The 14,600-nt window shown below is 53.2% G+C and carries 13 protein-coding genes; 3 read left to right on the forward strand and 10 right to left on the reverse strand.

Annotation, left to right across the window (positions count from 1 at the left end; genetic code table 11):
* Window positions 1–36 precede the first annotated feature (36 nt).
* The 8 genes from SPICO_RS08435 to SPICO_RS08470 form a co-directional block, all read right to left on the reverse strand.
* The gene (locus SPICO_RS08435) at window positions 37–792 is read right to left on the reverse strand and encodes a DeoR/GlpR family DNA-binding transcription regulator (RefSeq protein WP_013740245.1); all 756 of its coding nucleotides are present in this window, start codon (window positions 790–792) and stop codon (window positions 37–39) included.
* Between the two features lie 301 nt (window positions 793–1,093).
* Window positions 1,094–1,408: an L-rhamnose mutarotase gene (gene rhaM / locus SPICO_RS08440; RefSeq protein WP_013740246.1), complete on the reverse strand. Its 315-nt coding sequence runs from the start codon at window positions 1,406–1,408 to the stop codon at window positions 1,094–1,096.
* Entirely contained in the window at window positions 1,408–2,496 is a 1,089-nt protein-coding gene (locus tag SPICO_RS08445; RefSeq protein ID WP_013740247.1) for an ABC transporter permease, read from the reverse strand. Before SPICO_RS08445 ends, rhaM begins: the two co-directional genes overlap by 1 nt.
* Window positions 2,493–3,512 (reverse strand): ABC transporter permease, encoded by a 1,020-nt coding sequence (locus SPICO_RS08450; protein WP_013740248.1) that lies wholly within the window; start codon window positions 3,510–3,512, stop codon window positions 2,493–2,495. Before SPICO_RS08450 ends, SPICO_RS08445 begins: the two co-directional genes overlap by 4 nt.
* Window positions 3,509–5,017: a sugar ABC transporter ATP-binding protein gene (locus tag SPICO_RS08455; RefSeq protein WP_013740249.1), complete on the reverse strand. Its 1,509-nt coding sequence runs from the start codon at window positions 5,015–5,017 to the stop codon at window positions 3,509–3,511. Before SPICO_RS08455 ends, SPICO_RS08450 begins: the two co-directional genes overlap by 4 nt.
* A 132-nt stretch (window positions 5,018–5,149) precedes the next feature.
* Window positions 5,150–6,154 carry a rhamnose ABC transporter substrate-binding protein gene (gene rhaS / locus SPICO_RS08460; protein WP_013740250.1) on the reverse strand — a complete coding sequence of 335 codons (1,005 nt, stop codon included), beginning with the start codon at window positions 6,152–6,154 and terminating at the stop codon, window positions 5,150–5,152.
* 100 nt (window positions 6,155–6,254) lie between these two features.
* The gene (locus SPICO_RS08465; RefSeq protein ID WP_013740251.1) at window positions 6,255–7,364 is read right to left on the reverse strand and encodes a class II aldolase/adducin family protein; all 1,110 of its coding nucleotides are present in this window, start codon (window positions 7,362–7,364) and stop codon (window positions 6,255–6,257) included.
* The gene (locus SPICO_RS08470) at window positions 7,364–8,620 is read right to left on the reverse strand and encodes an L-rhamnose isomerase (RefSeq protein ID WP_013740252.1); all 1,257 of its coding nucleotides are present in this window, start codon (window positions 8,618–8,620) and stop codon (window positions 7,364–7,366) included. Before SPICO_RS08470 ends, SPICO_RS08465 begins: the two co-directional genes overlap by 1 nt.
* Before the next feature lie 153 nt (window positions 8,621–8,773).
* On the opposite strand from SPICO_RS08470, the gene SPICO_RS08475 reads away from it, so the two are divergent.
* A complete protein-coding gene (locus SPICO_RS08475) occupies window positions 8,774–9,634 on the forward strand; it encodes an AraC family transcriptional regulator (RefSeq protein WP_041395217.1) in 861 nt (286 codons plus the stop codon).
* On the opposite strand, the gene SPICO_RS08480 is transcribed toward SPICO_RS08475, so the two are convergent.
* Window positions 9,603–10,727 (reverse strand): LacI family DNA-binding transcriptional regulator, encoded by a 1,125-nt coding sequence (locus tag SPICO_RS08480; RefSeq protein ID WP_013740254.1) that lies wholly within the window; start codon window positions 10,725–10,727, stop codon window positions 9,603–9,605. The two genes, SPICO_RS08475 and SPICO_RS08480, sit on opposite strands and share 32 nt — an antisense overlap.
* Window positions 10,728–10,768: 41 nt before the next feature.
* Entirely contained in the window at window positions 10,769–11,188 is a 420-nt protein-coding gene (locus SPICO_RS08485) for an RbsD/FucU family protein (RefSeq protein ID WP_013740255.1), read from the reverse strand.
* Window positions 11,189–11,341: 153 nt separating this feature from the next.
* Here SPICO_RS08485 and SPICO_RS08490 point away from each other — a divergent pair, with 153 nt between their 5' ends.
* Together SPICO_RS08490 and SPICO_RS08495 are read left to right on the forward strand one after the other, a co-directional pair.
* A complete protein-coding gene (locus tag SPICO_RS08490; RefSeq protein WP_013740256.1) occupies window positions 11,342–13,153 on the forward strand; it encodes an L-fucose isomerase in 1,812 nt (603 codons plus the stop codon).
* A gap of 233 nt (window positions 13,154–13,386) precedes the next feature.
* On the forward strand, window positions 13,387–14,574 hold the full coding sequence (locus SPICO_RS08495; protein ID WP_013740257.1) for an MFS transporter: 1,188 nt from the start codon (window positions 13,387–13,389) through the stop codon (window positions 14,572–14,574).
* Window positions 14,575–14,600: the final 26 nt, after the last annotated feature.

Below are 14,600 nucleotides of genomic sequence, written 5' to 3' on the forward strand. Positions count from 1 at the left end.
CTTCTTTCTTTTCCTACGACTCCGGAAGCAGGCATGTCAGCGTGCTATGCGCACGTCCACGCCCATCTCCCTGATGTCGCGTATGGTTTCTTCCGGCATTCCGGAATCCGTGATAAGTATGTCCACATCCGTCAACGGGAGGATGCGCACGAAGCCTTTGTTGCCCAGCTTGGAGGAATCCACTGTCAGGATACGGCGTCCCGCCTGGGAACACATGCGCCGCAGGATATCGGCGTTTTCCACCAAGGCAGTGGTCAGACCGTACTCAAGGGTCAGGCCGTCGGTTCCGAAGAATGCGGTGGAGACATGGTAATCCTCTATCTGCTTGACAGCGGAAGGCCCGACCAGAGCCTCAGCCTGCGGCCTGAACTCCCCGCCGACCAATGTCAGAGAGATGTTTCCGTTGACCCTGACGTAGGGCAGCACCAAGGTTGAGTTCGTGACGATTTGTATGTCGCGTTTTCCGAATAGATAGCGGGCGATCAGGGCGCAGGTCGTACCGTTTGAAATCATGATGGAATCTCCATCAGACACAAAGGTCGCGGCAAGACGGGCGATTGCTTCCTTTTCAGCGGTATTCCTGCCCTGCTTTTCCATGAGCTGAGGATGGAAGGCCGGGATAGCTGTGCCACGGGAGCGAATCACCATGCCTTTGAGCTCAAGGGACTTGAGATCCGCCCTGATGGTGACGGCGGATACGCCGAGCAGTTCGCTCAGGCGGGCAACGGAATGTTCTTCGCCATCCTGTAATAACGCAAGTATCTGTCCTTCCCGTTTGTCCAATCCGACCATCCTATGGGTCTCCTTGCATTTTCCTTTCAAAACACTTTCGATACTATTACTTTTTGCTTTCAAATACAAGAGGGAAAAGATGTGGAACTGCTTTTCATCCAGTTTATCTACAGAAATTTTCCACCTGAGTTTTGGGGTTGAATTTTCCACTTCTCGTGTCAACCACATATTCAATACGGGATTTCGGAAAGTCTCGATGCCCAGAAAGTTTTTTCCCGTTAAATGAGGTTTTCCACATATTCTTTTCTGCTGATTATCATATATGACTCCGAAAATCCGTGCTTTTGCACACTTTTCGGAGTCATTCCATATGGAAGACTTCCTCCAGAGGGATGGACACCGGGGAATTATCCGGGTTCACCTCCATCAAATCCGCCATGTAGTCCCACCACCTGCGGACAATGGGGTCGGTTCCAAGATCCTGGCTTCCCCCATCTCCCTTGAGCTTCTGGAAAGCAAAAAGTGTCAAAGATTCCCGGTGAAGGAAAATGGAATAATCATAGACGCTCGTACTGAGCAGTTCCTTTAGTTCAGGCCAAATGGCATTGTGTCTGCGGGTATACTCCGCCTCACATCCCGGCTTGAGCTTCATTATGAACGCTGCGCGCTTTTCCATCATTCCCCCTTTCCGTGTTCTACCTCATGTCCATGAGTGGCGGAAACCATGGATTTCTGCTGCATGCGCAACTTGCGGTTCTGCTTGTACACATCAAGCAGCCTGGGCAGAAGGACAGCAACAATCAAAAGACCGCCGGTGACGATAGACATGACCGTACTGGACAGCTTGAGCAGTCCCATGCCGAACTTGAGATATCCGACAAGGAAGGCGGCAATCACCACGCCACCCATGTTGCCCTTGCCACCGTTGATGGAGACTCCGCCAAGGACGACCAAAGTGATGACCTCCATGTCATAACCCGTGGCTATGTTGGAACGGGCGCTCAGGATGCGGGAAAGCAGCAATATGCTGGCTATTCCTGTAAAGAAACCCATCAACATGTAGTTGATCACACGTGCCTTCTGCACATTGATGCCAGAGAAACGCGCCGCTTCCTGACTGTTCCCGATTGCATACAGATTCCAACCGAACATCGTCCTGTGAAGAATAAAACCCATGATCAGCGCAAGCACAAGGTACAGCACAAGCTGGAACGGGATGACCGTACCGGGGATATACCCTTGCCCGAAGTACCCGAATCCCTCCGGATACCGTGTGAAGGCATGTTCGGTCATGATGGCCTTCGCTATGCCGCGGTAGATGGCCTGGGTCGCCAAGGTGACGGCTATGGCCGGCATCCGGAATCCTGTAATCAGAAGACCATTGATTAGCCCCGCGACCGTCCCTGTGGCAAGCCCAACCACGATGATCTGGACTGTCGAGCCTCCGGCATCGGCAACCATGCCCATCAAGAACCCGCACAACGCAATAATAGATGCCACTGATATGTCGATATCCCCGCACATGATGATGAACACCATGGGCAAAGCCATGATAGCCTTCTCCGAGAACTGGAAGGATGCGTTCATCAAATTGAACCAATCAAGGAAATATGGAGTCCTTCCGGTGAAGAACAGCACCATCAGAATGAAGATGATGCCCAGCAGCACTTCCCATTGGGTGAATATGCGGATGAGCTGTTCCTTGAGACCCGACTCGTCAACCAAACGACTCCGGGCAACCAACTCTTTCTCATTCGTACTCATTTCTTCACCCTCCTCTGGGCCAGCAGACGCGCAGTCTTGCGCTGATCGACTACGGTATTGATCACCAAGGCTATGAGAATGACAAGACCTTCGACGAGTGTCTGCCAGAACGGGGAAAGATAGATGACAGGCAACGCGTTGTTCAGCATGGTGAGGAACAGCGCTCCCAGGACGACTCCCGGAACGCCGCCTGCTCCTCCAGAGAAAGCCACGCCTCCCAAGACACAGGAAGCGACAGTCTGCATCTCGAAACCGGTGGCCATCTCATTGACAGCGGAAGCATAGCGGGCAGTCCACAAACCACCTGCGAGACCAGCGAGAAGCCCACTTATGATGAAGACGATGAAGCGCGTCTTGGCTTCATTGACTCCGACGAACTTGGCCGCGACAGGATTGCCGCCGATTGCATAGAAAGCCCGTCCGGTACGGGTATAACGGATGAAAGCGTACATGATGATCACAACCATGATTGCAACCCAAACCAAGACTGAGATTCCAAGGAACTGTATGCGCGGGAATCCTATGTAGGACGGCGTCATCTCATGGGCAGTCACCCATGTCCCTCCGCTGAGGACAAAGGTCAGTCCCCGGTAGAGGCTCATGGTTCCCAGCGTCGTGATGATTGGCGGAATCTTCCCCCATGCGACCAGGACGCCGTTGAACATGCCCATCAGCAGGCCGATGGCCGCACTGATCATGAGAAGCATGGGGACGGGAACCGCCGGGGCTGCTTCATTGACCATACCGGCGGACATTCCGGTGAAAGCTATGACTGAACCGACCGACAGGTCGATGCCTCCAGAAAGAATTACCAGGAACTGTCCGATTGCGACGATAGCCAGAATGGACATATCATTGAATATCCGTGCCAGGTTCTCCAGCGACAGGAAGTTCGGCGACTGAATCAGCACAGGCACGAGGAAGACAAGGAGCAAAATGACCAAGCTGGCCTCTCGTCGTTTCAGAAGACTGCTGAACGTGGAGTTCACCGTCTCCTTGAAGTTCTTTCTATTCATCGTACGGCCTCCTGGACTTCACCAATGGCCGCGGCCATTACGTTCTCGGAACCGGCGTCCGCCCGATCCAAGACAGCAGTCACTTCCCCTTCATGCATCACCACAATGCGGTCGCTCATTCCCAGCACCTCCGGCAGTTCGGAAGAAACCAAGATGACTCCCATGCCCTGTGAAGCCATTTCAGAAACAAATTCATGAACTGCGGCCTTGGTTGCGACATCAATCCCCTTGGTCGGTTCGTCCATGATGAGGATGCGCGGCTGAGTGCCGATCCATTTGGAAAGGACTACCTTCTGCTGGTTTCCTCCGGAAAGAGTGTCGGCATCAACATGCCATCCGGCTGCCCTGATTTCCATTTGCGAACCATATTTCTCCGCGTAAGCCGCGGCCTTCTTCCTGTTGACCACCCCGTGACGGGACAAGCTCGCCAAACACGGGAGGGCAATGTTACGGGAAATACTCATGGCAAGTATCAACCCCTGCTTCTGCCTGTCTTCCGGCACAAGAGCAATTCCCCTGGCCATGGCCACTCCAGGAGAAGAAGGGGAAAAAATTTCTCCGTCCATCATGATGGAGCCGGAGGAACAGGGATCTATGCCAAAAATGGCACGCATCACTTCCGACCTGCCCGCGCCGACCAGACCAAAGAATCCGAGAATTTCCCCTTCATGCAAGGTGAAGGAGACATTGGTGAAGTTACCTGTCTGGCAAAGCTCTTTGACTTCCAAAAGCGGTTTCCCGACAACAAGCTCCTTCTTGGGGAACATCTGGTCAACAGAACGACCTATCATCATCCTGATGATACTGTCCCTGTCGGTATCCTTCAGGTATCCCGAACCTATGTAGCGTCCATCGCGGAGAACAGTATAGGTATCACATATCTCAAAGATTTCCTCGAACTTGTGGGATATGAAGATAATGGACTTACCTTCTTCCTTCAGCTTGCGGACAATGCGGTAAAGATCCTCGACCTCACGGCTCGTCAGGGCACTGGTCGGTTCGTCCATGATGACGACCTTGGCATCAAGGGACAATGCCTTGGCAATCTCGACCATATGCCGCTGGGCGATTCCCAAGTTCTTGACTAAGGTATCAGGGGCTATGTCGAGCTGTAAGCTGTCCAGCAATTTTCGGGTTTCCTTGTGCATTGCCTTCCAGTCCAGTCTCCTGGAATGGGGACTGTACAGATGATGACCCATGTAGATGTTCTCGGTGACGCTCAGTTCAGGGAACATCGAAGCCTCCTGATGTATGGCGACGATCCCTGCCTGCTGGGCATCAAGGGCATTGGAGAATTTCATCTCTTTCCCTTCCAATATCACGCTCCCGCTTGTCGGCGTGTAGACACCGGTCAGTATCTTCACGAGCGTAGACTTTCCAGCTCCGTTCTCGCCGATAAGCGCATGGATTTCTCCGGCGCGGACATCCATGTGGACATCATCAAGAGCTTTGATGCCTGGAAAGAATTTCATCAGGTGGCGGACCTCTAAAATTACCTGTGACATCATTCCTCCTCATATATTTTCACAACAGTTCTCCTGATGTCCGGTAAACCAGCCATCCGGAGAACCGCCAAGGCGCATGCCTTGGCGGAAACGGACATGCCAGGGGCATGTCCGACAGATGCTCATGCCATCCTAGAAAATGGCCGCGTACTGCTCGATGTTGTCCTTGTTGAAAACATAAGGAGTTCCCATGACGGCAACATTGTTCGCTTCGACGGTGACATCACCCATGCGTCCAGCCTTGAATACGTCGCCGACCGCACCGGTGTTCTTGCCGGAAATGAGAGCCTCAAGAATGAAGGTGGAGGTATATCCCAGGTCAATGGGGTTCCACAGAGCCATCTGCTTCACCGTACCATCCAGGATGGAGCCTTTCATTTCGGAGGGCAATCCAAGTCCGGTCACCTGTACTATGCCGCTCTTTCCGGCATCTTTGACCGCCTGGGCAGAAGCAAGGACTCCGACTGTCGTCGGGGCAATGATGACCTTGAGGTTGGGATACTTGTTCAGCAGGGCGTTAGTCTCACGATAGCTCTTGTCCGGAGCGTCATCACCATAGACAGTCTCGACAATCTTGAGACCGGGATGGTTCTTCACTTCCTCATGCATCCAGCGAATCCAGGCATTCTGGTTGGTAGCCTGGGCTGTAGCGGACAGAATGGCTATGTCTCCCGTTCCACCGGCAAGCTCGGAAGCAAGCTGTATTTGCTGGCGTCCAATCAATTCTTCCTTGGAAGGAACCAGGTCAACGATGCGTCCGCCAGCGTTAATGCCGGAGTCAAAGGAAATGACCTTGATGCCCGCAGCCATGGCCTTCTTGGTCACGGGGATGAGGGCATCGGCATCATTGGCGGAAATGGCTATGCCATCGACCCGCTGGGCAATGAGGGACTCAATAATCTCAATCTGGCCTTCGGCTGTCGCCTGTGTTGGTCCGAGATATGAGATTTCAACATTGCCCAGTTCAGCGGCAGCTTCCTTGGCACCAGTGTGTGTGGCATCAAAGAATCCGTTGCCCATGCTCTTGACGAGGATGACAATGTCATACTTCTCACGCGTGGTCTGCTTGGCACCTTGCGCAAATACCACGCCTGCCGCCAGCAACAAAACCATCAGAATCAGTGATAGTTTCTTCATAAAACTCTCCTTTATGGGAAAAATATCCCTTTTATGTTCTTCTCTCATCAGAGAGCAAAACCCATGTACCTGTAGCAATCAACACACCTTCCATGGCGTTTCATGTGGTGACCGAAACCCGGTATTTCTCCACTTCCCATGTACGGATGAACTCAATCTGGTCATCATCCATGAAACGAGGCCCACCGAAGCTCTCCGTATACGCCGCCACCTTGATGGTGTCGGTAAACAAATCCATGGCTTTGTCGGAGATGGCGAACACCGCGACGCCTTGGACAACAATCACTTTAGGCCGTACTCCGTGTTCTTGCTCAAACGCTTCCACGGAAGCCTTCACCGCAGCAGCGGTATCCACCCGCGCCTTGAAGATTTCATTCCCGATCCACAGGGGCTTGAACCCACTGTAAACAATATGATCCGGCGTGAAGGCTGAGCTGAGAGGATAGAAGGAGTCCTTGTCGCTGATCTTCGTCTCAAGCTCCTTATTGAGCAACACTGCGAAAGGCGTGTCTTTTCCATAAAAGGCGGACAACCCTTCCAAAACCTTGGCGACTTTCGCTTTTTCCGGCTTACGCGCATCGAGATGAGGCAGGCGCGTGATATGGCGGGCGAGCTTTGACATCACCGCGTCATAGGCAGCTTCGACTTGCTCAGGACTTCTTCCGCCGACAAAGATTCCATGGTTCTGCAACAGGACGACCTGCGGCACTGTCCCCGTGACTTTTTTATAAACCGCCATTTCTTCACGCACCACTTGGGCAAGGATGTATCCGGGGTTCACCAGAGGTATCCACAGGGCTTGGGGAAACAAGGCTTCCGCGGACGCCTTGCCTGCCTGGGCACAGGTCACGCCGTTGACCAACGCCGGATGGAGATGGACTATGTACGTGAAGGGTATCAAGGAATGCAACAGTGCCTCGACACTGGGACGGGCAGTCTCCCCTTCACACCGGCAGGCCATCATGTCCGCAAGGACGGCATCCTCCCTCTCGTCTTTGTCCGCGGGATATGTCTTGTCCCATATCCGGGCAAGGCGGGGAAGGGACATGCGGACGAATCCACTTTCATCAATGTCCGACAACGCATGGCCGGAAGCCTTCACGTACATGATGTCCTTGTCCTTGACAGAAGTGTTGCCGCCACCAAGAAGGACATAATCTTTGTCCCTGCCATACCTGCGGCTTATCGCAATCAAGCTGGAAAGATCCATCACATCCGCCCTCTGAGGACGGTATCCTCATACGCATGGACGCTGGAAATCACCGCAAGGTCTCCGGGTACTCCCTGGCGGGAGCAAAATTCATCCCAAACGGCACCGAAGGGCAGGACATTCCGTGCTTCAAGCAAGGCGAGACGTCCGTAATAGTCACCTTTATCTTCATAGGAAAGCAACGCCGCGCGCGGTTCAAGCAAAGCCCAGAGCAAGGCTTTCCGAGTAGAACGGGCTCCGGTGACCCATGCGCCGATACGGTTGATGGAAGCATCGAAGAAATCAAGAGCTATATAAACATCGTCAAGCCGCCCCATCCGGACAATTTCCTCCATCAGAGCCTTCACCTTGTCATTGAAAAGCGGCACATGGTCACTGTCCCAACGCACGGGACGGCTGACATGGAACAGCATTTTGTCAAAGTAAAGCAAGAGGGACGACACTTTGTCAGAGACATCTTCATCCGAGTGGAAATGCCCCATGTCGATACAGAGCATCTTCTTGTTCTTCAGCGCATATCCCATATAGAACTCATGCGAGCCGACGACAAAGGATTCGCTGCCGATGCCGAACAGCTTGGTCTCAAGGGCGTCCGCCATGTTCTCCGCGGGATATTCCACGGCAAACATATCATCCAGCGTTTGCTCAAGAATCCGGCGATGCCCGTATTTGTCCACAATCGTATCCTTGGCTCCGTCCGGAATCCATGTGTCCAGCACACAGGTCGAACCAAGCTGCTCGCCTATCCAATTGGAAATCTGTCGGGAACGCTTTCCATGCTCAAGCCAGAACGCACGGATCGCGGGATCCTTGCTGGCAAGCGTATAGCCGGCGGCGGCAAGCGGATGGCTGAAATACGTACCGTTGAAGTCAAGGCCAATCTTCCGTTCCCTGGCCCAATCGACCCATCCCTGGAAATGCCGGGGTTCTATGGCATCCCGATCCACTTTCTTGTCTCCAAACTCGCCGTAACTGGCATGAAGGCTTACCCTTTTTGCGCCGGGAACAAGTTCCATGACTTTATCCATATCAGAACGAAGTTCGGCAATGGAACGCGCCTTACCGGGATAATTACCAGTAGTCTGGATGCCCCCTCCGGAAAGAACCGCACCCGCTTCCTCGAAGCCGCCGACATCATCGCCCTGCCAGCAATGCAGGGAGATAGGGATGGTCGCCAGCTTGTCCAGAGCAGCATTCACATCAACGCCGACGGAGGCATATGCTTCTACCGCACCTTTGAAACAATCCTTTGACATCACTTCCTCCAAGCCGGAACAGACCGTTCATAAACACAGATAAAGTCCGGCAAATATTTTTTTATCTTTTCTTGTTTAATCATAGTACAACCGTTTTTGGACATACGCCTTGACATATTGGTCATAATATAGCACTTTTTTATCATGAAACTCATGACCCTTTTTGCAGTTGATTATCTCACCGACCCTGCGCTGCCCTTCCGGATCATCAAACGCAATCCTGAGATTCCCTATTCACTCCATACCCATGATTTCTATGAACTGGTAGTCACCGTTTCCGGTCAAGGGACTCATTTCTGGCAAGGCGGGGAACAGAAACTGTCCAGCGGCATGGTGTTCGTCATGCATCCCGGACAGGCGCACGGATTCAGGGACGTGGACAACCTCATCCTGTATAATTTCATCAGCCTCCCCGACGCCTTGACGGAAAAATTCCCCGACCTGTCCACCATGCCCTCCTTCCAGGCCCTGTTCGGTCTTTCCAGACTGTACCAACAAAAGCCGATTCCCATTCCCTCCTTCACCCTCAAGCCTTCCGAACTGACGGAAATATGCGGAATCGCCGAGAAGCTCCTCAGGGAAATGGGGTTCTCTGGGTACGGAGAAGGAGCAAAAACCCTATCATTGGCATACGCGGGAGAAATGTTGGTCAAACTTTTCAGGTTCCACGAACAGAAGCTCATAACGGAAAACATACTGATCGACGACCTCGCCCATGTATTCAGCTTCATGGAAGCCCATGCCGACCGGCAGGTCTCCACTGACGAACTGGTTACAGTGGCGCACATGTCCACAAGCACGCTGAACCGTTATTTTCACCGCTGTACCGGCATGTCCCCCGTCCAATATCATTTGAAAAAGAGAATCAGCAAGGCGTGCTACCTAATCCGCTCCTCGAACATGTCCATAGGAGAGATATCTGAGAAGACAGGTTTTTCAGATGCAAATTATTTCTGCCGTCAGTTCAAGAAGGTCATGGGAATCAGTCCTTTGCAACACCGGCGGAATCCCTGAAAGCAGTTTTTTTCCCCAGTCCTACGGGAAGAAATTCTGGATTCGAGATGATACCACCGTTATTTATCATGACCTTTATCTCCGGTTTTAGCATGATATTAGCAGGGAATCCTGCCCTGTCTCCATCAATGCGGCGACGGATCAATGCGGCAGCTTCCGCCCCGATTGCAGCCACCTGCTGTGCTACTGCGTAATGGCAGAAACGAAGCAACGGAGCGTAATGCATATAATCAAAGGACGCAAAGACAATCCGGGAACGTTCGGCCAGAGGCACTTCCTCCAGCAGATACGCGCTTGCTCCCACATGCACCAACTCATTGACAAGGAAATACGCTTCAGGGGCATCATCCTGTGAAAGAGCCTTACGCATCAGAAGAGAACCGTCCCCCAGCGACATGCCGCCGAAAAAAAGAAAGCGCTCATCAACCGTAATCCCGTTGTCCTGCAACGCTTGTTCGTATCCTGCCAGCCTCTCCCTGGTCGTATAGACATCAAGGGTTCCCCCCAGGAACCCTATCTTCCTATGCCCTTCACGTATCAACGCCTCCGTAGCCTCATACGCTCCCCGGTGGTTGTCGGTCAGCACCACATCATAGGATGCTCCAGGAACGACGCGGTCGATGAAAACGACAGGGACATGGGCGCGGGCGCATGGGGAAAAGGCATCATGAGCATTCCCGGCAGGCGCGGCAATGATTCCGTCCACGTTGCGGTCAAGGAGAATGGAAACCTTACGCTTTTCCTCATCGACTGAATGAGCTGATGAACAAACCACCAAGGAATATCCCAGCGGCCCAAGGATGTTTTCTATCCGGTCAACAATCTCAGTGAAGAAAATATTGCTCAGGTCAGGGCAGATGAAACCAATTGTCCGGGTGGAGCGCATCTTCAAGGCGCGGGCGACATTGTTGCGCCGGTAGTCAAGGGTGGCTATGGCAGCCCTCACTCTTTTTTCCGTCTCAGGATTGACGACGCCAATGTTGTTCATGACACGGGAGACGGTGGCTATCGAGACACGGGACAGCTCCGCGACATCCTTGATTGTCGCCGCGACTTGCGGAAGCTCCGCAGTGCTGTCTTTTCTCTTTTTCATGTACGCTCCCCGCTTTCGGATTACCCGTTCGTCCGATTATATCACACTACACCTTTTTTAATAATGATGTTGGCGTAAATCGCCGATTCACCGGTCGCTATGATGGCATAGGCTTTCTTCGCCCTTTCATAGAAAGCAAAACGTTCTTCAAAGACAAATCCTTTGAAATGGGGATCTTCCAATGCTATTTTCCTGTACGTCTCCCAGATGGGCGTCTCTACCGGATCGGTGGCGGGAACCTCCATCATGATGACATTGTCCGCATATTTGTCCAGCGGATAGAGCTGGAGGATTGCTTCCAATATCTGGGGAACGCCATGTCCGTCAAGCCTCACCAACCTGCGGGCATATGCGGCGGCAGGGAAATTACCGTCTCCAATGACCAGTTCGTCGCCATGACCCATCTCCATGAGGATTTTCAGCAGCTCAGGGCTCAGGATGGAAGATATTCCTTTCAACATGCCACACTCTCCTTTTCACGTACTTGGTCGCAAGATAGTAAAAACACAGTCCGCGACATATGAATATCATTGCAGGATGACCGATATCATGCGATACTCGGCTTATGTAAACGATTACATGCTATAAGGAATTTATATCACAGGAGGAATGATATGGCAAATAAAACCGTCGGGTTTCCACGTGCTCGTCTGGCCGGCACATGGCCGAAAATTGGAATCAGACCCATCATCGATGGCCGTCGCAGAGGCGTGAGGGAAGCTCTTGAGGAACAGACCATGAACATGGCGCGGTCAGCTGCCGCGTTGCTCACTGAAAACCTGCGTTACAACGATGGCACTCCGGTACAGTGCGTAATAGCGGACAGTACGATAGGCGGAGTCGCCGAGGCGTCACGATGCGCCGACAAGTTCTCACGGGAGAACGTGAGCATCACGCTCTCGGTTACTCCGTGTTGGTGCTATGGTACGGAAACCTTCGACGCCGACCCGAACACCATCAAGGCCGTATGGGGTTTCAACGGCACGGAGAGACCCGGCGCTGTCTATCTGGCCGCCGTCCTTGCCGCCCATTCCCAGAAAGGGCTGCCCGCTTTCGGCATCTACGGACACGATGTTCAGGAAGCGACTGATACCGCCATTCCCGCCGATGTCAAGGAAAAGCTCCTCCGCTTCGCCCGTGCCGCCGTCGCCGCAGCTTCCCTCCGGGGAACCAGCTATCTGGCCATAGGCGGATGCTCCATGGGCATTGCCGGTTCGGTCGTCGATCAGGCTTTCCTCCAGGAATACCTGGGCATGCGTGCCGAGGTAATCGACATGTGCGAGATTTCCCGGCGCATTGAAGAGAACATCTTTGATCCGGTTGAATTCAAGATGGCAAAGGAATGGGTGAAGAAGAACATCACCGAGGCTCCGGACAAGGTGAACCCTCCACAATGGCAGCGTTCCGAGAAGCAGCGGGAGGCCGATTGGGACTATTGTATCAAGATGACCATGATTACCCGCGACCTGATGCAAGGCAACCTGAAGCTCGCGGAGATGGGTTTTGAGGAAGAAGCCGAGGGTCACAATGCAATCGCCAGCGGTTTCCAGGGACAGCGACAGTGGACGGATCATTGGCCGAACGGAGACTTTATGGAGACTATGCTCACCACATCGTTCGACTGGAACGGAATCCGCGAACCCTATGTGGTAGCCACGGAGAATGATCATCTCAATGGTGTATCCATGCTCTTTGGCAAGCTCCTGACCGGTCGCGCCCAGATTTTCAGCGATGTTCGTTCTTACTGGAGTCCAGAGTCATTGAAGCGAGTCACCGGATGGACGCCCACCGGCCGCGCAAAGGATGGTTTCATCCATTTAATCAACAGCGGCGCGACCACGATGGATGCTACGGGACAGATGAAGGACGGTGAAGGCAATTCCGTGATGAAACACTTCTGGGAGATTACGGAAAAGGATGTCAAGGCTGTCTTGGACAATACAACGTTCAGCGTAGCCAACGGTGGTTATTTCCGTGGTGGTGGTTTCAGCTCCACGTTCAAGACTACCGGAGAAATGCCTGTGACCATGTGCCGCCTGAACATTGTCAAGGGTCTGGGGCCTGTGCTCCAGATTGCCGAAGGATGGACGTGTGATGTGCCCGACGATGTTTTTGATATCATCAACCGGCGCACAGATCCTACGTGGCCTACTACATGGTTCGTACCCCGCACTGATGGAAATGACGGTCCTTTCAAGGATGTATATTCTGTCATGGCGAACTGGGGAGCGAACCACGGCGCTATCAGCTACGGGCATATCGGAGCCGACTTGATTACGTTGGCTTCCATGCTACGCATTCCGGTGAGCATGCACAATGTCCCCTACTCGGAGATTTTCCGGCCAAGCACATGGAACGCATTCGGCAGCAATCCTGAAGGGGCGGACTTCCGAGCGTGTGCCACATACGGGCCTCAGTTCGGTTGATTTGCCCTTAAGCCGTCCAGAGGAAGATAGCCATCCAGAGAAAGGAAGAAGTCCGGTCAAGCGCAATGCAGACCGGACAAACCTAATCATGATGCACAAACAAGAGAGCCGTTGCTACATGTCGAGGGACATGGGCGACGGTTCTTTTTTCCCCATTCCGTGACTGATTGACTTTAGGGTGGCACTCTCCTACACTCACAGATGCGGTGCATCGCGCTGCGAGGGAAAGGTTCATGGCAACGCTTTTACTTGTCATTATCTATGCATCTTTCATCAGCCTTGGGTTACCCGATGCGCTTCTTGGCTCGACGTGGCCGGTGATTCGCGTAGACATTGCCGCGTCGGTTGGGGCGGCAGGGTACATTTCCTTCATAGCCTCCGCCTGTACCATACTGTCCAGCATAGCCAGTGGCAGGATATTGGCACGTTTTGGTGTCGGCAAAGTGACTGTTTTCAGCGTTTTTCTCACGGCAATCGCTCTCTACGGCTTTTCCAAAGCCCCTGCCTACTGGTGGTTCCTCATCCTTGCCTTCCCCTTGGGGTTGGGCGCCGGAGGCGTGGATACCGGATTGAACTGGTTCATAGCGGGGAATTATGAAGCCCGACATATGAACTGGCTCCACGCGTTCTGGGGAGTAGGAGCCTTGCTTGGACCGAACATCATGGCGGGGAACCTGACCGCGGGAGGCACATGGAGGAACGGTTACGGAACCGTCGCCCTACTCCAAAGCATTTTGGTCATCATCCTGACAGGTGCTATCCCTCTTTGGAAGATAGTAGCCGACCGCAAGGCTCTGCCTGACCGTCAGAAAGTAGAAGAACAGGCTCGAATTGCCTCCGGACAACCCATGCTGTTCTATGTAAAACGCCCAGGCGTACTCCTATCCATGGGAGCGTTTCTCCTGTACTGCGCCTTTGAAACTACCTTAGGACTCTGGAGCAGCAGTTATCTGGTCGAAACGCGTTCCTTGACTCCTGTCCTTGCCGCACGCTGGACATCCCTTTTCTACGGCAGCATCATGGCCGGACGGCTCATCTCAGGTTTCCTCACTTTCACCCTGTCGTCACGGGTCATCTTCCGCTCCGGCATGGCCCTCATGGTGGCAGGATCCCTCTGCTTCCTTCTTCCCGTAGGCCCATACGGGGCACTTGCAGGCATCATTCTTGCGGGTTTGGGCGGAGGCCCCTTGCTTCCCACATGGATTCATCTGACTCCGCGACGCTTTGGTACGCAATATTCAGGCAGGATCATCGGCATCCAGATGGCATCATCCTACGTGGGCATCTCCTTACTGTCACCGCTTTTCGGTCTCATTTTCTCCAAAACCGCCATGGACTTGCTCCCTGTCGTCCTGCTGTCCTATGCCGTGGGGATGAGCGTTCTCGCGGAAGCCGTGGAAAAACGCCTTGCACGGCATTGATTTCCCTGCGGGAGCTTGAATCTTTA

Origin of the sequence: Parasphaerochaeta coccoides DSM 17374, assembly GCF_000208385.1 — a bacterium.
In the GTDB taxonomy this organism is placed as follows: Bacteria; Spirochaetota; Spirochaetia; order Sphaerochaetales; family Sphaerochaetaceae; genus Parasphaerochaeta; species Parasphaerochaeta coccoides.

Coding starts and splice junctions, on each gene's coding strand:
- SPICO_RS08435 (WP_013740245.1), bottom strand. CDS start 792: ATGGTCGGATTGGACAAACGGGAAGGACAGATACTTGCGTTATTACAG.
- rhaM (WP_013740246.1), bottom strand. CDS start 1,408: ATGGAAAAGCGCGCAGCGTTCATAATGAAGCTCAAGCCGGGATGTGAG.
- SPICO_RS08445 (WP_013740247.1), bottom strand. CDS start 2,496: ATGAGTACGAATGAGAAAGAGTTGGTTGCCCGGAGTCGTTTGGTTGAC.
- SPICO_RS08450 (WP_013740248.1), bottom strand. CDS start 3,512: ATGAATAGAAAGAACTTCAAGGAGACGGTGAACTCCACGTTCAGCAGT.
- SPICO_RS08455 (WP_013740249.1), bottom strand. CDS start 5,017: ATGTCACAGGTAATTTTAGAGGTCCGCCACCTGATGAAATTCTTTCCA.
- rhaS (WP_013740250.1), bottom strand. CDS start 6,154: ATGAAGAAACTATCACTGATTCTGATGGTTTTGTTGCTGGCGGCAGGC.
- SPICO_RS08465 (WP_013740251.1), bottom strand. CDS start 7,364: ATGGATCTTTCCAGCTTGATTGCGATAAGCCGCAGGTATGGCAGGGAC.
- SPICO_RS08470 (WP_013740252.1), bottom strand. CDS start 8,620: ATGTCAAAGGATTGTTTCAAAGGTGCGGTAGAAGCATATGCCTCCGTC.
- SPICO_RS08475 (WP_041395217.1), top strand. CDS start 8,774: ATGACCCTTTTTGCAGTTGATTATCTCACCGACCCTGCGCTGCCCTTC.
- SPICO_RS08480 (WP_013740254.1), bottom strand. CDS start 10,727: ATGAAAAAGAGAAAAGACAGCACTGCGGAGCTTCCGCAAGTCGCGGCG.
- SPICO_RS08485 (WP_013740255.1), bottom strand. CDS start 11,188: ATGTTGAAAGGAATATCTTCCATCCTGAGCCCTGAGCTGCTGAAAATC.
- SPICO_RS08490 (WP_013740256.1), top strand. CDS start 11,342: ATGGCAAATAAAACCGTCGGGTTTCCACGTGCTCGTCTGGCCGGCACA.
- SPICO_RS08495 (WP_013740257.1), top strand. CDS start 13,387: ATGGCAACGCTTTTACTTGTCATTATCTATGCATCTTTCATCAGCCTT.